The organism is Mesosutterella faecium, from assembly GCF_022809315.2.
Taxonomy (GTDB): Bacteria; Pseudomonadota; Gammaproteobacteria; order Burkholderiales; family Burkholderiaceae_F; genus Mesosutterella; species Mesosutterella faecium.
In genome coordinates this window covers 1,558,165-1,574,933 of the sequence record NZ_JAKZJU020000001.1, presented here as the reverse complement: position 1 = coordinate 1,574,933, position 16,769 = coordinate 1,558,165, and the positions used below count along the sequence as shown (strand labels likewise).

Here is a 16,769-nt window from a genome sequence, read left to right as displayed (position 1 = left end):
GGGGGAATTCAATGCTGCATGAGACCATGCGCCGGCAGCGCGCTGACGGTGCCGCCACCAGGGAAAAGATTCTTCAGACCGCCTCGCGACTGCTCAGCCGCAGGGGCTTTGCCAACGTGACCTGCCGCGACATCGCGGCCCGCGCTCATGTCGACCTCGCCTCCATCAACTACCACTTCGGCAGCCGCCGCGGCCTTTTCGCCGCCGCGCTCATTGAAGCCCACCATGACATTTTCCAAATCGAAGAGATAAGGAAAATTGTCGAAAGCCCGCAGCCGGCGGACCAGAAAGTGAAGAGCATTCTCCGGATGATCCTGCAGCAGGCCTCAAGTGAAAACGGCTGGAAAATGAAGCTGCTGTTCAGGGGGCTGCTCGATGAGGAGGCGAGCCTGCGCCCGCTTTTTGAAACGGAGGTCCTGCCCAAATTCGCGCTCGTCCAGCGCCTCGCCTCCGAGGTCTCCGGCATTCCGGAGAATGACCCGGCGCTCAGGCGCTGCATGTTCTGCATTGTTTCGCCGGTCTTTACGCTGCTGGCCTTCGGCAAAAGCCTTCCCAACAACCTCTACTCCCTGCAGAAGGACACCCCGGAGGAGGCCGCGGAGTTCATCGGCCGGTACATGACCGACTGGCTTCGGGAGGAAGGCCGGCGCTGGAAGGAAGCGGACCGCGCGAAGGCCGCCTCCTCCCCGCCTTTCAGCGGCTGAGGTACTCCGCCACGGCGGCCATGAAGGCGCCGGGCCGCTCGCGGCATGAAATGAACAGCCTGTCGCGCGCCCGGGTCACCGCCACATAAAAAAGCGAACGCTGACGCTTGTAAAGGCCGGCTTTTTCCACCTTGTCGGAGCCCTGGCTGACAGCCGAGTCCGACGGGATCTTGCCCGCATCGGCGCCCGCGATGAAAACCACCTTGAACTCAAGCCCCTTCAGCCGGTGCAGGGTCGACACCCTCACCGCGTCCCGGGCCGGCATCTCGGCCGCTTCAATGGCGGCCGTGGCGAGGCCCCGCGCGGCCAGGCACCGGGCGTACTCGTCGCGCCTCTCGCGGGAATGGGCGGCCACTACAAAATCAGACAGAACGTAAGACCGGTCCTGGTTCTGAAGCTCAAAAATCCGATCCGCGATCCATCCGGCCTCGTCCTCGAGCCCGTGCGCGACGTAAAGCACAGGCTCGGGCCCGCGGCGCGTGGAAACGCACTCTTCATCGCGGTAAGGCCGCCGGCTCAGCTTCGACTCGAGCACCTTCGCGCGGTTGTGCTCCAGCACGACGAGAGCGGCGCTGCGGATGTCGGCCGTGGTCCGGTAGTTGATCGTGAGCTTTCTCGTGCGCTTCGAGCGCACGTTGATGCCGCAGCGCTTGAGGTCGTAGCCGCTGCCGCGGCTGTAGATGCGCTGGTTTTCGTCGCCCACGATGAAGATGTCGCCCTGCCTGGGGTGGCCCGGGGTATTCGAGAGCGACAGGTCGGGGGTGAGCTGCCGCAGCAGCCTGAAGGCCTCGCGCCCGAAGTCCTGAGCCTCGTCAAGAATCACCGCCCGGTACTGCTTGGTCGAGCGCCCGGACATCAGCAGGGCCGAGGCCGTGTTGTACGCGTCCGAGGGCGTGAGCTTGCCGGTTTCGTCGATCGCCCGGCGCACGTAGGCAAGCACCGGCCAGACCGCGGAGCGCTCCCGCTTTCCGAGCGTCACGCCCCGGCCTCTGCGGTCGGCGAGGAGATAGGCCGCCTCGGAGCGGATGTTGTCGGGCAGAACCACCTGCTCAAACTCGTTTCGGTAGAAGGACTCGGGCATCGGGGGCTTGTTGCCGATGCGGGCGGGGAAAAGCCTCCTTGCGCCGGCCCAGATCGCGTCGAGCTCGGGCCCGGGCAGCAGGTACTCCCGGCCCATATGGTTCTCAACGAGAAAATTCCGCACCCACTCGTCCAGGTTCACGATCTCCATGGTCCGCTCAATGACCTTGGCAGGCAGGAGCTTCTCCATCTGCAGGCGCAGGTCGAGCGCCAGGTTGCGCGTGAAAGTGGTGAACAGCAGGCGGTCCTTCGGACCCCAGTCGGTGAGCTCGACCAGACGCTTCGCGCGGTGCAGCGCGACCACCGTTTTCCCGGTTCCGGCGCTGCCCACCACCATGAAAGGCCCGTTGCGGTCGGCCTCCACAAGCTGCCTCTGCTCCTCGGAGAGGTAGCAGCGCCACTTGTCGAGCGGCATCCTCAGGATCTCGGAGAAATCCTCCTTGTCGGCGGGAGCGTAAAAGGCGCTGCGCGTGGCGGCGCTTCCCAGATACCCCGCCTCGGTTGCCGTCGGCCGCACGCCATGGGAGACGAGCGCCGAGGCCGGAGTGCCCTGGACGATTTTCCAAAGCCGCTTTTCGACTGCGGAGGGCAGAAAGCGCCCTTTCTGCTCCAGTTCGTCTGCGGAGCAGAGCGAACGCACCAGCTCGAGCCGGTTCACCGGCACCCCGAGGTCGAGCAGCAGGCCGTCGGAGACCTTGCCAAAAAGCGGGGAGCCTTTTCCGGAAGCGCTCGAAGAGACTGCCTCCTCGGGCTCTTCGAACATCTGGATCGCCCGGATGCGGGGGTTCGCCTCGATGCGGTGCGTGCGGGCCCAGCGGCAGGCTTCCTCGCGGCTTTTCGCCACCCAGGCGAAAACCCAGATCGAAGAAAGCGGGTTGCAAAGCACGGCGTACCAGCCTTTCCAGAGCGTGAGGCAGCTGTAGCCTGCCGCGCCTTCGATCGGCTCGAGCGGGCCAAACTTGGCCAGCCTCTCGGGGCCGTGGCGCGTGAAATCGTCAAAAAAGGCGGCGGCCCGGCTTTTGATCTCTATGTTTGCGCGGTAAATCGCATCCATGAGAGAGGCCGCCGTGAGCAGCTGTTTGCCTTTTCTTTTCATGACCGCTCCTCCTTTGCCGGGGGGATGCCCAAAGCCAGGGCTGCAACATCGCTCATCCGGGGGACAAGAAGAAAGGCCCCGGCGTCCTTCAGCGCCGATTCCTCCTCAAGCCCCAGGCGGTTGAAGCCGGTAAATCCCACGCAGGGAATGCCCGCAGCCCGCGCAGCCCGCACTCCAACCACCGAGTCCTCGACCGCCAGCGCTTCCTTGGGGCTCAGTCCCGCGGAACGAAGCGCCGCCAGGTACAGATCCGGCTCCGGCTTCGGGCGAATGCCCGGCGCGAGGTGAAAAAGCCGGTCTTCGAAAAGGCCCTGCGCGCCGGAGCTCTTCACCATGCGCTCGAGCCGCGAGGCGCGGCTGTTTGAAACGAGGCTGAGGGGAACGCCGGCGCATTTGAGCCTGCGCAGGCTCTGCAGCGTCCCGGCAGGAACCAGGGCCCGGTCTTCCAGCACTCTGCGCCCCGCCCGGTAGCGCGTCATCCAGTCCTCCGGAACCGTCACTCCGAAGCGTTCGCGAAGCACCTGGGGCACAAGGTCGCGCGTCATGCCCTGCAGCATCCTGATCACGTCAAGCGCCGTGAAGTGAAGGCCGAGCTCGCCCATCATCGCCGCGAGCAGCTGCCCGTCCGGGCCCTCGCTGTCGATGAGCGTGCCGTCGAAGTCGAAAAATACAGCCTTGGGACGAGTAAAGGGCATAGGAAAAATCAGCGCAGCCGCGCGGGGGAAAACATGAAGCCGGAGACCTCATTTTAGACGCTGCCTGCGGGCCTTCCCCGCCCTGGCGGCCCGCACGGCCTGCAGCTTAAAAGATCTTCAGATCCCGGGGCTGCGGACCCCATTCATTGGGGCCCTTCTGACCCGCAAGGGCGCAGAAGAAAAGTCCCACCACGAATAGAATTCCGCAGATGAAGAGCACGGGGCCGATCGCCATGAGCGAGAAAAGCGCGAAGGCCACCGAGAGCGGGATCATCAGCATCAGGATCATCACCGCCGCGAGCGGTGCGGCGATCCAGGCGCCGGAGCGGCCCGTGTCGTGCAGGCGCCTCACGGCCACGGCGCAGTTGGGCACCAGCGAGGCAATCCACCAGGCTATCGAGCCAAAGCCCGCGATCCAGCCGATCAGAGGCAGCGCCGCGAGCAGATTGAGCACCCACTCGATCAGCATCGAGCCCACAAAGAAGACCCAGAATTCCGTGCGGTTCGCGCGGCCGTCGAACTGGGCGTAGCGGTGGCTGAAGGTATCGCAAAAGAGCTGCCAGACCGCCTGCAGCGTATCTCCTTCAGCTCCGCTTCCTGAGCCCGAGGCGCCCGCGTCCTTCGTGTCCGACACGGTCGACGGCGTGAACAGAGCGCCGCCGCTGCCTTCTATCCTGCGGGGCGGCTGCGCCTCGCCGCTGAGGCTCGAGGGCTCTTCGGCCGCAGCCTCGGAAGGCCTGCCCTCATCCTTTCGCGCGGCATCAGAACCCGAAGCTCCCTTCGATCCGCTTAAGGAAGAGGCGCCGGCATCCGGCGAAGCCCCTTCCCCGGACGCCTCCTGCGACTGGACTTCCTCCAGGACGCTGCGGTGCTGCTCGTCTTTATTGTTTTCGGCCATTTTCCTTCCTCCGGTTGCCTGCGGCCATCCGAACCGCAGATGATCTTAATGCTCCTTGAGCGCCCTGAGCGAGGCCTGGGACAGGAACTCGTTGCACAGTTCGTTGACGCTCACGCCCCGCTGCAGGGCCAGGGCCTTGAGCCGGTTGTAGACCGAAGGCTGCAGCAGAAGCTGCACGCGCCGGGTCTTCAGCTCACGGCGCTCGACATATCTTGAAGCCTCGCCCTGAGGCTCCGGGGCGGCGGAATCTTCCTGCGGGAGAGCCCTGCGCGGGAGCGCTCCGCCCGCAGGAGCAGAAATAAAGGAAGCGGCCGGGCTTTCGAGCGCGTTCAGAAAATTCTTTTTTGCCATGGCTCAGGCCCTCTTCGGCGGGAAAAGCTCGTCGAGCAGAGCCTGATAGTCCTTCGCGGCATTGCTGCGGGGAGCGTAGGAAAAAATGTCGCGCTTCATGGCCTGGGCCTCCTTCACCGCAGAGCATTCGCGGATGCGGGCCGCGAGCAGGCGCGTACCCAGCTCCCGGGCCTGCGCGTCGATCGCCTGAGAGGCCTGCTGCGCGAGAATCAGCCGGCGGTTGAAGCGCGTGAGCGCGATTCCCGCGATGCGCAGCTTCGGATTGCAGTAGCGGCGGACCGTCGCAACGGTATCGGCCAGGCGTTCTATGCCGTGCAGGCTGTAAATATCGGCCTGCGCCACGATCAGCACCTTCGAGGCGGCCGTCAGGGCGTTGACCGAGAGCACTCCGAGGGCCGGAGGCGTGTCGATCAGGATCCAGCTGTATTTTCTGGCAATCGGCGCGAGGGCTTCCTTCAGCCTGTATTCCTTGCCCGTTTCGGCAATGGCAATGTCCGCGCTCGAAAGGTCGGGAGAAGAGGCGATGGCATCCAGCCCGAGGGCCGGGGACTGGATCACCTCCGGGGCGGCCGCGCTCTTTTGCAACAGCGCCATGGCGCCCGGGCCCGCGGACAGGCCCAGCGAATAGGACAGGTTGCCCTGGGGATCCAGATCGACGGCCAGCACCCGCTCGCCGCGGGCCGCCAGTCCCGCGGCCAGTGCATGCGTTGTTGCGGTCTTCCCGACGCCGCCCTTTTGATTGGCCACTGCGAGGATTTTTGCCATTTTCTCCACCTAGGTAATGCATGAGGGCCGGATCCCCCGGCCGCGCCGCTGATCTTAAAGCAAAAGCCTGCGCTTAAAAAGACGCCGTTAACCGCATCATGATATACACATACTGCTATCAGCATGTCCGCCTTTGCCCCGCTGCGCCGGCCTTAAGGCACCAGGTCCCCCACGCCCTCAATCACAAAGTCCGGGCGATAGGCATAGGCGGCGAGGCTTTCTCGCTTCGTGAGCCCGGAGAGCACGAGGACCGTGCACATGCCCGTCTCAAGACCGCCGCGGATGTCGGTTCCCATGGAGTCGCCGATCATGACGGACTGCGAGGCATGCACTCCGAAGCCGTCCATCACCCGGCGCAGCATCAGCGGATTGGGCTTTCCCACGAAATACGCCTTCTGCCCCGAGGCGATTTCAATGGGGGAGACCATCGCCCCCGTGGCCGGGATCAGGCCGTAGGAGCCGGGACCGGTAATATCCGCGTTGGTTGCGATCAGCCGCGAGCCGCCCAGCACCAGGGTGAGGGCCCTGCCCACCGACTCGAAGCTGTACTCGCTGAGCGACTCGCCCACAATGACGTAATCGGGGTGGTCATCCGTGATCCTCACGCCCGCCTTCTCCAGCGCCTCGTACAGTCCGTTGGCCCCGATCACCCACGCGCTGGGCGATTCGCGCTGGGAAATGCAGAATTCGGCTGCGGCCATCGCGCTCGTATAAAACTCGCGCGGCTCAGTGGCAATGCCCATCCGGTTGAGGCGCCCGGAGAGCTCCTCGGGCGTGAAAAGCGAATTATTGGTGACAAAGCGGTAAAGCTTTCCGCTGCGCCTGAGCCAAGCGATGAACTCCTTCACGCCGGGAAGAAGAAAGCGTCCGTGGTAGATGACGCCGTCCATATCGATGAAAAATGCGCTTTTCGCGCGCACGAAATCCAGGTTTTTCTTCTCTGGCGTCATGTGCCGGCCCCTGACTTGAAATGAGTCTTCTATTGTAGGAGAGAACTCCCCCGCGCCCCTTCCGGAAATCCGCAGGGTTATGATGGCGGTTCCACGACTCCATTTCAAGGAAAAAGGCCATGCCCGCAGCGACTCCCAATCCCCCCTATTACAGCCTCGCACTGACGACGATCGTTTCGCCGGGAACTTTGGAAATCTTCACCAAGCTCAACGAGTTTGTCAAAGAGACCACGCCGAAGGCCCGGGGCTTTCTCGGGCTGGAGGAGGCGAAGGGGCAGAAGGAATGGATCACCATTCTTTACTGGACGGACCGGGAGGCGATCGACGAATGGTCGAAAGACCTGCGGGTTTTCGCGGCCAAGCACCCCACCCTGATGATGGCCTTTCTCTCCTCCAAGGCCCGCATTGCCAAGGTCGAAAAAGCGCTGCCCTGAGGCCGCGCACTAATCCCGGGGCAGGCTCACTCCCGGTGGTTCTTTAAGACCCCGCTCATTTTCCGCAGAGGGCCGGGCCCGGTCTCTTCGCTCAAAAAAAAAGCGCCGCCGCGCCTGAGGCTCAGGGAGCCGGACGGCCGCCGGGCTTCATTTTGTTTCCCCGCGCCCTGCCTCCGCTGGCTCAACCCCTATGGGGTCTTCCCTCTCATTTCAGTCTGCTTTCTGCGGACAAAATAAAGGCTTCGGTTCATCCGCAGGATGCCGAAGCCTTTCAAATCACGGGAAACGCGCTGGATCTTAGTCCTGACTTTTCCGTGATTTCTTTATCAAACCTTGTGCGGAAGCCTGGTACTCAAGGCTTTCGGCTGTTTTTAAAACTATCCAGCGATGTAGGTAAATTTTTAAGCCATAGGCAGGCGAGAATGGAATTTCCTGCGGATGCTTTCAGCCGTCTCAAGGTCTTTCAGAGGCTCGATCCCGCAGGCGTTAAGGATCTTGTCGCAAAGTTCCTGTAAAGAGAGAAGATCTCCTTTTTCATTCCTGACGCTGAGCGACTCCGCGTTCTCATTGCTGCAGCAGTAGAGGAAAGACTGAGCCTTCTTCAGCCCCTTCAGCCTGCTGATCTTCATTGATTCCAGCGCCCGAATGAGTTCCGCGCCTGAAACATCAAGACCGGACTCGCGCAGCTTCTTCATTAAAAGCCGCTGGAGAACCAGGCCGATGTAGTTGAGGACGAAATGCCCACGGATATGCTGGTCTGTCCAAACGAACACAGGTCTGGCCCTAAGATCGGTCTTGAGCATCCGAAAGTTGTTCTCAATGCGCCAGAGCTGCCGCAGAAGGCCGTAGATTTCGGCGGGCTTGTGCTTCTGCAAATCAAGATTGGTGAGCAGCGCCATGTATCCACACCACTTGCGGCGTTTGTCGTAAAGGGCTGAGTTCAGCTCAACTTTAGTGGTCCCCGGCTTGATAAAAGCTTTGTAGCCGGAGGGTGTAAAGAATTTTGTGGGCGCTCTGAGATAATGCTTCTTGGAGAGCCTAAATATGAGACGCACACCTGATCCTTTTGACAAACTCGCGGAACAGATTCTGGAAGACCTGAAGAAGTCCGGCCGGGAAATCAAATCCTCCGGGGAAGCGGATGATTTCATGGCCCACCTGCTGGGGCGGCTGCTGACGAAAATGCTGGAGGGCGAAATGACCCATCATCTGGGTTATGAAAAGGGCCAGGCACGTCCGGGTGACAATGAGCGCAATGGCCACAGCTCCAAAACCCTGAAGTCTCCCAAGCTTGGAACCATCCATGTGGACGTACCCCGGGACCGCAAAGGCCGCTTCACACCCCGGATTGTTCCGAAGCACAAAAGGACGCTGGATGGGTTCGACGAAAAAATTTTGGCCCTTTATGCCCGAGGCCTGACGACACGGGAAATCCAGGGCTATCTTTACGACGAATATGGGATGGAAACCAGCGCCGAGTTCATCAGCGATGTGACCGACGCCATACTTCCCGAGCTTCAGAAATGGCAGGACCGTCCTCTCAGCCCTGTCTATCCGGTGATTTTCTTTGACGCCATCAGGATCAAGACAAGGGGCGAAAACGGGGTGGTCACTCCCCGGGCAGTCCATATCGCCCTGGGCGTGGATACCGATGGAAAGAAGGATGTCCTGGGTCTTTGGATGGCCGAAAATGAAAGTGCCAAATACTGGCTTAAAGTCTTTAACGAGCTGAAGAATCGAGGCGTCAACGACATTCTTATCGCCGTCACGGACGGGCTTAAAGGGATGCAGGAGGCTTTGGAGACGGCTTTTCCGAAAACGATGCTGCAGACCTGCATCGTCCATTTGATCCGCAACAGCCTCAAAATGGTCAACTACAAGGATTACAAGGCGGTTGTTGCTGCGCTGAAGCCTGTTTACCGTGCTGTCAACGCCGAGGAAGCACGTCAGGCGCTGAACGATTTTGCCCAGTCGGAACTTGGGAAAAAATATTCCTACATCGAAAAAATCTGGCTGGACGCATGGGATCGCGTGATTCCTTTCTTTGAGTTCTCACCCGCCGTCAGGCGGTTGATCTACACCACCAACGCCATTGAAAGCTTGAACCGGGACCTGCGAAAGGTTGTCAAGACAAGAGCTTCTTTCCCAAGCGAGACCGCTGCGCTGAAGCTGCTTTACCTGGCGATCCGAAAGGTGGAGAGGAGATGGGTGAGGCCATCACCTTATTGGAAAACTGCCATGCGAGAATTAACCATTGAGTTCGGAGACAGGATCGCACCTTTCTTCGATTAACCTAAAGGGGGCGCCCACAAGAATTTCCATACCCTCTGTAGCCGCTTCGCCCCGCCGCTTTCACAGCGGCGGGGCCTCTTGCCACAAGGTCGGAAGCACGCTGCCACTTGAGTTCAAGCTCCTGGCTGTCGTGTTCAAAGCGTTTGGCGGAATAGGTGGCTATGCAGGTGGCCTTGAGGCTGACCGGTCTTCGCTGGCCGGTGCTTTTGTCCACGACCGTGCGCTCAATGGACAAAGGCATTTCCTTGATTCCCCACCGAGGGTCATCCGGACTGGAACTCCAGTGCCAGCCGTCGCAGTCCAGTAATTTCTGCTGGTCCGACACAGACAGCTTGATGTAGGGAGGGAAGCCCACAATGAAGTTGAAATTGGATTCCTGCAGCGCCTCGAGATTGATGTACTGGTTCAGCCCGCTGTCAGCAACCACCGTGACATTCTGGACTCCGTAATCCCGGCTGAATTTCTTCACGACCTCCATCAGGGTGTGAACTTCGGCTGTGTTTCCGGGGAAGATTTCGTAATTGAACGGAATGCCGTCTGCATCCACCAGAAGCCCCAGCACCACCTGGGTCTCCTGGGTCCGATGCTCCTTGCTCATCCCCCGGCGGCGCAGGCCGTCTTCAATAAAACTCTCGAAATACAGTGTGGTCACGTCATAAAGCGCAATTGTCAGGTCGCGCTTGTAGAGCCGCCCAATGCCGTCATTGAGCTTTTTGACGATAGCTTCCTTGCGGTCGGCCAAAATGTCCAGGCTGTCGTAAATCTGATCGAGGCGCAGGTCGCTGAAGTCGAAGACGAATCTTTCCTTGTTGAGCCAGGAGGAGCGCTTCGAGGAAGGGGCGATCAGCCGTGAAACGACGGAAAAGAAAATCGTCTTGTCCACGTCCCAGCCGATCCGGTAGTTGTGACGATAGTTCTGAAAATAATTTGAAATTCCCAGCTGCTCCCACAGAAGCCTGTAGGGTGCCGGCTTACAGGTCCTGCAGTCGGGCCGCCGGTCTGCCGCGCTTGGCGCAGCGACCCGCGACAATACTGTTTCCTGGATCGTCTGGCTGTACAGCGAAGAATCCGCCCTGAGCTGCTCGGCGTGTTTCTGGATCTTCTCCATGGCGTCCGGGTCTTTTTCAAGCAGCTTCTTTTTGTTCCCGTAGCTGGCCAGCACACGGCTGGTGGGTTTGCGGGTAAGCGGGTCTCGGAAGCTTTCGCAAATGTAAACGTATTCCACACCCTTGAACTTCTTGATTGAAACGGAGATGGCCATGGGAAAGCTCCTGTCAGACATTTACATCATATCATGATTAACACTAATCTAACTACATAATTACGACAAAGCTTGATAAACATCAACGCCTCACAAATTTATGTTTGTATTGATATTTATCCTTGTTGAGGACGGCTTTTTAGGTAAAAGTCAGGAGCGCCGCCGCGCCTGAGGCTCAGGGAGCCGGACGGCCGCCGGGCTTCATTTTGTTTCCCCGCGCCCTGCCTCCGCTGGCTCAACCCCTATGGGGTCTTCCCTCTCATTTCAGTCTGCTTTCTGCGGACAAAATAAAGGCTTCGGTTCATCCGCAGGATGCCGAAGCCTTTCAAATCACGGGAAACGCGCTGGATCTTAGTTTTTGTCGATCAGGAACTCTTCCAGCTTACGACCCTTCTTCAGCTCTTCGGTGAGCCATTTCGGCTTCAGCCCGCGGCCGGTCCAGGTGAGCTTCCCGTCATCGCTTCTGTATTTCGCCTTAATGGAGCTTTTCTTGGCTTTCTTCGTTTCAGAGGCCGCTGAGGCGGCCTTTTCCCTGGGCGTCTGGGCGGCGCTCAGATCCTCAAGAGTAATTTCATAGCGCTGCATGTACTGACGGATTTCGCGGATCGCAGACTTGCGGATCTGCTTCATGATCGATTCCGTCTGCCGCTTCAATTCGCGGGCTTCCTGGATTTTGGCGTCAAGCTTCTTGTTTTCAGCAAGCATTAATTTAATCCTCTTTTTCTAATGAATAAATCATTTATCAAATAGGTTTATTCAATCTTTGAAAAGGATTTTAATAGGTAAAAGACAAAAATTGCAAATTAAAGGCCCTCTTTTTCATTATCTTTCCTGCCGATTAGAAAAAATCAGCCTGCTGATAATTACTAAATTCGAATGGCCAAACCGGAGGCAGCCCTAACGAAAACAGGAAAATTACCGCCGTCAGGCCTCCTTTGCCTGCCCAGCGCTATCATTTACATCAATAAAACATATAGATAATAACTTTATTCCGTCTTTGCTTATTTCAAAACATTTATTTTTATTATTCTTTTAATCAGGCTAATCTAAACAGTGTACGTAAAACTCATTAGACCACTCTTTAATATTGAACGGCAGAAAAGTTTCACACGGGAATTTCAAAGGGAAGAAACCTCTCCGTATTTTTTTGGAAGGAATTGTAAAGATAAAGCTCAAGGCCGCCCGACCGCTGAATTTAAGATAAAACACACAGTCCCGCTTCAAAGACCGGAAGAGGCAGGCCGCATTCAGCCCGCGGCCTTGGATTGCGAAGGCTGACGGGCCCATGAGCCGGAAGAAAATAGCGAAGGCCTGCCGCCGGAAGCCCCAGAAAAGAAAAGCTTCAGGAAAAGCCGCTGAAAAATAAAATCGCCGTTCTTTGGGCGCGGGCCCCCGCCGAAACACGCGGCTTCCCGCAGGCCGGAAACACAAAAAAGCTTTTGTAGGAACGCAGAGAAAAGGAGGCTCCCCCGTTTCTTCCGGGGGAAACAGCAGCAAAAGCGCCGTTCTGCCCCGGGCAAACCAGTCAGAAGACGCTTTCGGCTTCCGCCACGCGGGCGGCGAGACTCGGATGGTATCGCCTGGGGCCGTATTCCCGCCGGGTGTAGGTGACAGCCTCCCGGTAGTCCTGTTCGTCAAAGGAGCTCAGCTTGCGGCGGGCCTCCACCCGGAGCGCATCCCAGCCGGAATCGGCGTCCGTGGCGGCGCACAGCCACGCGTAGGCCTCCTGATAGTTCATGTCCACCCCGGTCCCGTAAAGATAGCCGCGGCCGAGTTCCCCGCAGGCGTCCGAATCCGCCTGTCGGGCCGCCTTTTCAAACCAGCTCATGGCTTTGGCCGGGTCCTTTTCAATCGACAGGGCGGGCGCGCCCGACAGATACAGGCACCCCAGGGTGTACTGGGCGCGGTGAAAGCCCCCGCGGGCAGCCCGGCGGACGAGCGCAAGGCCTTCGAGGCGCCTGCTCTGCGCCGAGGCCGGAGTGAGTCCGAGCCGCCCCAGAACATAGGCCGCCTCAACGCTGCCGCCCTGAATTTCGGAGCGAAGCTCCCGCTCTCCGGCGGCGGGATCCGCGAGCCCCCCGAGCCCCCGGATCTGCATGGCGGCCACCGCAGTCTTCGCCGAGGCGCTGCCGAGCCCCGCGGCCCGCTCCGCCCACTGCCTCGCCTCCTTCCAGTCCTGGTTGAGGTCCCGGTTGCCGAACCCGTAGCGGCGGGCGAGCTCCAGCGCCTCCTCGGCGCCGCCCTGGTTCGCCTTTTCGACCAGGACCTGCGCCTTCTCAATGGAAGGACCGCTGTCGCGGTTCCGCCCGGCCAGTATAAAGACTCCGAGCACGAGCACGGCAGCGCTGATCATGAAAATGGTGAATGATTTCATGGCTGTATCAATATATTATTCATTCAGTTCCAAAGCAATGCGCTGGAAGCCCCCTTTATTTTGATCAATCTTTCTGAGCAGCACCGCCTAGCCTTTTCAGGTTACCCATGAAATTATGTAAAGACTTTCTTTTTGTTTTGATCCAAATCAAAGAATAAAGGCCTGACGATGAGGGATGATGTATCTGAGTTTCCCCCGATTCACGGCCGTCCAGCCGGCTTTCAACGGGAAATCCTTCCTGCCCCTCATTATTTACAGGACTACAAAAATGTCTGACACAACCGCCCAGCAGCGATATCTGTTGATGCGATATGGGTCGATGATCGCCGGGCCTCTGCTGTGCGCCTTGATCTACTTCTCGATGCCGTCGACCTACACGATGGCTGACGGCAGCATCGCAACTTTTTCCTCAGCCGGCCGCGCCTGTCTCGGCGTTCTGGTCTGGATGGCCATCTGGTGGTGCTTTGAAACGGTGCCTATCGCAGTCACCTCGATGCTCCCGATGGTGCTTTTCCCGCTCTTCCAGATTTCCAAAGTATCGGCCGCCATGGCCCCCTACGCATCCGATACGGTGTTTCTATTCATGGGGGCATTCCTGCTCGCCGGCGGCGTCATGCGCTGGGGGCTCGATCGCCGGATTGCCCTGTTCGTCATGAGCATCATCGGGACCACTCCCAGAAAGATGACTTTCGGGCTCATGTTCACAACGACCTTCCTGTCAGCCTTCATGAGCAACACGGCGACGGCGGCCATGATGGTTCCTGTGGCGATGGCCCTGATCGCGCTCGTTCATTCCACAAGAAGCGGCAATGACCCTCACAGTGCCCGCCAGGAGCATAACTTTTCGCTGTGCATCCTGCTCAGCCTCGCCTACGGCGCCTCCATCGGCGGCATGGCCACCCTGATCGGCTCTCCCCCTAACGGCATCTACATGCGCTTCATGGAGCAGACGTACGGCCAGACCGTGAGCATCATGGACTGGATGAAGGTGGGCGTTCCAGTCACACTGATCATGTTCCTCGCAGCATTCTTCATTCTCACCAGCGTCATGTTCCGCGACATCGGCGGTGAGATTCCCGGCGGAAAGGCCTGGGTGAAAAACGAGCTGCGCAGCATGGGCCGCCTCTCCCACGGCGAGATCGCCGTCGGGGCGTGCTTCCTCGTTGCCGCCATTCTGTGGTTCTCCGGCAGCACCCTGCGTGCGATCGACATTGACGGGTTCCGCCCCTTCAAGTACCTTACCGACGCGGTCATCGCGATGGGCATGGGCGTTCTCACCTTCATGATTCCGGTCGACCGCAAGGGCACCATGGCCATGGACTGGAAGACCGCCAATGAGGCCGTGTCCTGGGACGTGCTCCTGCTCTTCGGCGGCGGCCTGTCCCTCGCCTCCGCCATCCAGCACACCGGCGTGGCACAGCTGATCGGAGCCCAGGTGTCCGTTCTGGCGGGCTCGCCGTTCCCGGCGGTGCTCTTTGGCGTCATCACCATCGTCACATTCGCCACCGGCGTCACCTCCAACACCGCGCTGGCCGCAATGATGATGCCGCTGCTCGCGGCCGTGGCCCAGGCCCTGGGGCTGCCGCCTCAGCCGATCCTTATGGGCACGGCGCTGGCCGCCTCCGCAGCCTTCATCCTGCCGATTTCCACGCCTCCGAACGCCATTGTGTTCGGCACCGGCAAGATCCGCATCATTGACATGCTGCGGGCGGGCTTCATCATCAATATCGTTGCCATTCTGGTGATTGGCGGCGTGATGCTCGTGCTCGACTGATCCCGCGAACACGATCTTCAGCCGGCCCGCCTCTGTGCGGGCCGGCTTTTTTTGCCGGCGAGCCGCCCCGGACCCGGAGCGCTCTTCCCTGCGGCGGCGGAAAATGTCAAAATGCCCTTCTGACCTCATTCCTGTATTCGAGAGAGCTGATGGCTGAAGACAAAAAGGCGCCGAAAGACAACCCCGCCACCCAGACGGTGGTCCTGCTTGCAAGACCCGAGTTTTCCGCAAAACAATACGCCCAGAACCTGAAGGCTGACTGGGGCTTTGAAACCGAGGATTCGGACGTAGGAGAAGAAAACGGCTCGCTCGTCACGCTGATCGACGGCATGATGGTTTGCGTCGCTATGACGCCCGTGCCCGTTCCCGACGGCAGAGCGCAGCGCCAGGCGCAGACCAACTACCTGTGGCCCGAGGCCCAGGAGACGGCGAAAGCCCATCAGGCCTATGTGACGGTGAGCGTCCAGCACAACGGGCACGAACCGCTTGACGCCGGCTGCCTCGCCGTGAAGCTCACGGCGAGCGCCCTCAAGCAGGCGGCCGCCTGCGGCGTCCTCACAGCCGGAACCTTCATGTCACCCCTCTTTTATAAAACGAACGCAGAAGCGGACTGCCGCCGGGGCCGGGTGCCCGTGATGAACCTCGTCTACTTCGGGCTCTATCCCCACGAGGACGGGGAATGCATGAACGGCTACACCTTCGGCCTGGCCAGGCTCGGAGCGCGGGAGGTGGAGGTGATCCGCTCGCTGCACGAGCCGCAGGACATTTTCAACCTGATGGTGACGGCTGCGACCTACATGCTCGACTATCACGTCAGGCTCAAGGCGGGCGATACGATCGGCCAGAAAGAGGGCGAAAGCTTCCCGATCACGGACGGCCCGGGGCGCGCCGTGGACGGCAATTCGCTCAAAATCGCCTACTGAAGCCCGGCGCGCACGGCGCCGCTGTCCTTTGCCGACAGCGGCCCGGCCTCAGGACGAGGCCTGCTTCTGCGCCTTCGCTCCGTCCCTGATAAGCAGCACGATCGAAGCAAGGATGAGCGCAATGCCCGCCAGCGTGGGCAGGTTGCAGTCCTCGCCCAGCAGAAAAATCCCCCAGCAGGCGGCCCCCATCGGCTCGGCCAGCGAGAGCGTCGCGGAAACAACGGGCGTCGTCGTCTTCATGCCCATGAAAAACAGCCCGAAGCCTATGCCGCCCGCAAGCGCGAAAGCCGCGCAGACGCCCAGTCCGCGGGCGCTGCCCCAGATCCAGTCCACGGGGAAAACAAAAAGCGCCGGCAGAAGCGCGATCGAAATGATGAAAAGCGAGATCATGATGCCGGCCTCGGGCTCCATTCCGGCTGAGACCTGCGGACTCTCGTTCATGTAAATGCCGTAAACGAAAGCGCCGAGAAGCGGGAAAATCACCCACCCGAGGCTGCCGGCCTGAAAGCTCTTCACATTAAGCAGCGCGATGCCCGCCACGGCAATGAGCGTGGCCAGATACCAGACCGGCCGGGGCTTCTGGCCGAAGAAAATCCGTGCAATCACGGCCGACATCACCGGAGTTGCGCCGACGCAGACCACGGTGCCCACCGCGACCCCGAGCTTCAAAGCCCCGTAGAAAAAGAAAATCTGGTAGCAGCAGGTGCAGGCCGAACAGATGACGATGGCCTTCCAGGGCAGGTTCTTCGTGAGCCGCGGCAGCCTCCCGGCCGCAAGGCACCAGAGAAAAAGGACCACGGCCGAGCCCAGCATGCGCACCTCGGCCACGACCCAGGGCGTCGCCCCGGAGGGAGCAAGCGCCTGGAGGGTGCCTGTGACGGAAAAGAACAAGGCGCTCACAAGAATGTAGAGGGGGCCGGCGAGATGGTTAGTCATGGCAAAGGTCTGAAAGAGTCCGGAAGCCGCAGAGCCGGCTCCCGGAGCAAAAGCGAAGCACTAAATAAAAGTCCTTATTGTAGGACCAGCCCGCCCGAGCCGGGTGCGGCGCGGGAGAAAACGCCGGCTCACGCCGCTGCGCCGCTCCAGCCCCCCGCGGGGGGCCGGCTTGAGTACACTTGATCTCATTGCGAAGCATTCTTTGCCCGCCCCCGGGCGGGCTATGACAGATTTGC

The 16,769-nt window shown here is 60.0% G+C and carries 16 protein-coding genes; 5 read left to right on the top strand and 11 right to left on the bottom strand.

Going from position 1 to position 16,769, the window contains the following annotated elements:
• The first annotated feature begins 11 nt into the window (after positions 1-11).
• Positions 12-704, top strand: coding sequence for a TetR/AcrR family transcriptional regulator (locus MUN46_RS07270; protein ID WP_243377277.1), 693 nt, complete (start codon positions 12-14; stop codon positions 702-704).
• On the opposite strand, the gene MUN46_RS07265 is transcribed toward MUN46_RS07270, so the two are convergent.
• From MUN46_RS07265 to MUN46_RS07240, 6 genes are all read right to left on the bottom strand, one after another.
• Positions 694-2,880, bottom strand: coding sequence for a 3'-5' exonuclease (locus MUN46_RS07265; protein WP_243377276.1), 2,187 nt, complete (start codon positions 2,878-2,880; stop codon positions 694-696). The two genes, MUN46_RS07270 and MUN46_RS07265, sit on opposite strands and share 11 nt — an antisense overlap.
• A complete protein-coding gene (locus MUN46_RS07260; RefSeq protein WP_243377275.1) occupies positions 2,877-3,575 on the bottom strand; it encodes an HAD family hydrolase in 699 nt (232 codons plus the stop codon). Before MUN46_RS07260 ends, MUN46_RS07265 begins: the two co-directional genes overlap by 4 nt.
• 106 nt (positions 3,576-3,681) lie before the next feature.
• On the bottom strand, positions 3,682-4,473 hold the full coding sequence (locus tag MUN46_RS07255; protein WP_243377274.1) for a DUF805 domain-containing protein: 792 nt from the start codon (positions 4,471-4,473) through the stop codon (positions 3,682-3,684).
• 45 nt (positions 4,474-4,518) lie between these two features.
• On the bottom strand, positions 4,519-4,824 hold the full coding sequence (locus MUN46_RS07250) for a hypothetical protein (RefSeq protein WP_243377273.1): 306 nt from the start codon (positions 4,822-4,824) through the stop codon (positions 4,519-4,521).
• Positions 4,825-4,827: 3 nt separating this feature from the next.
• Positions 4,828-5,589 carry a ParA family protein gene (locus MUN46_RS07245; RefSeq protein ID WP_243377272.1) on the bottom strand — a complete coding sequence of 254 codons (762 nt, stop codon included), beginning with the start codon at positions 5,587-5,589 and terminating at the stop codon, positions 4,828-4,830.
• A gap of 152 nt (positions 5,590-5,741) precedes the next feature.
• Positions 5,742-6,539, bottom strand: a complete 798-nt coding sequence (locus MUN46_RS07240; protein WP_243377271.1) for an HAD-IIA family hydrolase — start codon at positions 6,537-6,539, stop codon at positions 5,742-5,744.
• 119 nt (positions 6,540-6,658) lie between these two features.
• Here MUN46_RS07240 and MUN46_RS07235 point away from each other — a divergent pair, with 119 nt between their 5' ends.
• A complete protein-coding gene (locus tag MUN46_RS07235) occupies positions 6,659-6,973 on the top strand; it encodes a hypothetical protein (RefSeq protein WP_243377270.1) in 315 nt (104 codons plus the stop codon).
• A gap of 401 nt (positions 6,974-7,374) precedes the next feature.
• Here MUN46_RS07235 and MUN46_RS07230 read toward each other — a convergent pair whose 3' ends face one another.
• Positions 7,375-8,028 carry an IS1634 family transposase gene (locus MUN46_RS07230; protein WP_285230585.1) on the bottom strand — a complete coding sequence of 218 codons (654 nt, stop codon included), beginning with the start codon at positions 8,026-8,028 and terminating at the stop codon, positions 7,375-7,377.
• On the opposite strand from MUN46_RS07230, the gene MUN46_RS07225 reads away from it, so the two are divergent.
• Complete coding sequence (locus tag MUN46_RS07225) at positions 8,018-9,265, top strand: IS256 family transposase (protein WP_285230521.1); 1,248 nt, start codon at positions 8,018-8,020, stop codon at positions 9,263-9,265. The two genes, MUN46_RS07230 and MUN46_RS07225, sit on opposite strands and share 11 nt — an antisense overlap.
• Position 9,266: 1 nt before the next feature.
• Here the strand turns inward: MUN46_RS07225 and MUN46_RS07220 are convergent, their stop codons facing one another.
• From MUN46_RS07220 to MUN46_RS07210, 3 genes are all read right to left on the bottom strand, one after another.
• A complete protein-coding gene (locus MUN46_RS07220; protein WP_285230584.1) occupies positions 9,267-10,526 on the bottom strand; it encodes an IS1634 family transposase in 1,260 nt (419 codons plus the stop codon).
• Positions 10,527-10,877: 351 nt separating this feature from the next.
• Positions 10,878-11,231: an H-NS histone family protein gene (locus MUN46_RS07215; protein WP_243377403.1), complete on the bottom strand. Its 354-nt coding sequence runs from the start codon at positions 11,229-11,231 to the stop codon at positions 10,878-10,880.
• An 820-nt stretch (positions 11,232-12,051) separates the two neighbouring features.
• Positions 12,052-12,900, bottom strand: coding sequence for a tetratricopeptide repeat protein (locus MUN46_RS07210; RefSeq protein WP_243377402.1), 849 nt, complete (start codon positions 12,898-12,900; stop codon positions 12,052-12,054).
• Between the two features lie 268 nt (positions 12,901-13,168).
• On the opposite strand from MUN46_RS07210, the gene MUN46_RS07205 reads away from it, so the two are divergent.
• Positions 13,169-14,674, top strand: a complete 1,506-nt coding sequence (locus MUN46_RS07205; protein ID WP_243377401.1) for an SLC13 family permease — start codon at positions 13,169-13,171, stop codon at positions 14,672-14,674.
• A 149-nt stretch (positions 14,675-14,823) separates the two neighbouring features.
• Positions 14,824-15,597, top strand: a complete 774-nt coding sequence (locus MUN46_RS07200) for a DUF4261 domain-containing protein (RefSeq protein ID WP_237978637.1) — start codon at positions 14,824-14,826, stop codon at positions 15,595-15,597.
• Between the two features lie 48 nt (positions 15,598-15,645).
• Here MUN46_RS07200 and MUN46_RS07195 read toward each other — a convergent pair whose 3' ends face one another.
• Positions 15,646-16,533 (bottom strand): DMT family transporter, encoded by an 888-nt coding sequence (locus MUN46_RS07195; protein WP_243377400.1) that lies wholly within the window; start codon positions 16,531-16,533, stop codon positions 15,646-15,648.
• Positions 16,534-16,769: the final 236 nt, after the last annotated feature.

Excerpts from the sequence above, each read along its gene's own strand:
- MUN46_RS07270 (WP_243377277.1), top strand. The coding sequence starts at position 12 with ATGCTGCATGAGACCATGCGCCGGCAGCGCGCTGACGGTGCCGCCACC.
- MUN46_RS07265 (WP_243377276.1), bottom strand. The coding sequence starts at position 2,880 with ATGAAAAGAAAAGGCAAACAGCTGCTCACGGCGGCCTCTCTCATGGAT.
- MUN46_RS07260 (WP_243377275.1), bottom strand. The coding sequence starts at position 3,575 with ATGCCCTTTACTCGTCCCAAGGCTGTATTTTTCGACTTCGACGGCACG.
- MUN46_RS07255 (WP_243377274.1), bottom strand. The coding sequence starts at position 4,473 with ATGGCCGAAAACAATAAAGACGAGCAGCACCGCAGCGTCCTGGAGGAA.
- MUN46_RS07250 (WP_243377273.1), bottom strand. The coding sequence starts at position 4,824 with ATGGCAAAAAAGAATTTTCTGAACGCGCTCGAAAGCCCGGCCGCTTCC.
- MUN46_RS07245 (WP_243377272.1), bottom strand. The coding sequence starts at position 5,589 with ATGGCAAAAATCCTCGCAGTGGCCAATCAAAAGGGCGGCGTCGGGAAG.
- MUN46_RS07240 (WP_243377271.1), bottom strand. The coding sequence starts at position 6,539 with ATGACGCCAGAGAAGAAAAACCTGGATTTCGTGCGCGCGAAAAGCGCA.
- MUN46_RS07235 (WP_243377270.1), top strand. The coding sequence starts at position 6,659 with ATGCCCGCAGCGACTCCCAATCCCCCCTATTACAGCCTCGCACTGACG.
- MUN46_RS07225 (WP_285230521.1), top strand. The coding sequence starts at position 8,018 with ATGAGACGCACACCTGATCCTTTTGACAAACTCGCGGAACAGATTCTG.
- MUN46_RS07220 (WP_285230584.1), bottom strand. The coding sequence starts at position 10,526 with ATGGCCATCTCCGTTTCAATCAAGAAGTTCAAGGGTGTGGAATACGTT.
- MUN46_RS07215 (WP_243377403.1), bottom strand. The coding sequence starts at position 11,231 with ATGCTTGCTGAAAACAAGAAGCTTGACGCCAAAATCCAGGAAGCCCGC.
- MUN46_RS07210 (WP_243377402.1), bottom strand. The coding sequence starts at position 12,900 with ATGAAATCATTCACCATTTTCATGATCAGCGCTGCCGTGCTCGTGCTC.
- MUN46_RS07205 (WP_243377401.1), top strand. The coding sequence starts at position 13,169 with ATGTCTGACACAACCGCCCAGCAGCGATATCTGTTGATGCGATATGGG.
- MUN46_RS07200 (WP_237978637.1), top strand. The coding sequence starts at position 14,824 with ATGGCTGAAGACAAAAAGGCGCCGAAAGACAACCCCGCCACCCAGACG.
- MUN46_RS07195 (WP_243377400.1), bottom strand. The coding sequence starts at position 16,533 with ATGACTAACCATCTCGCCGGCCCCCTCTACATTCTTGTGAGCGCCTTG.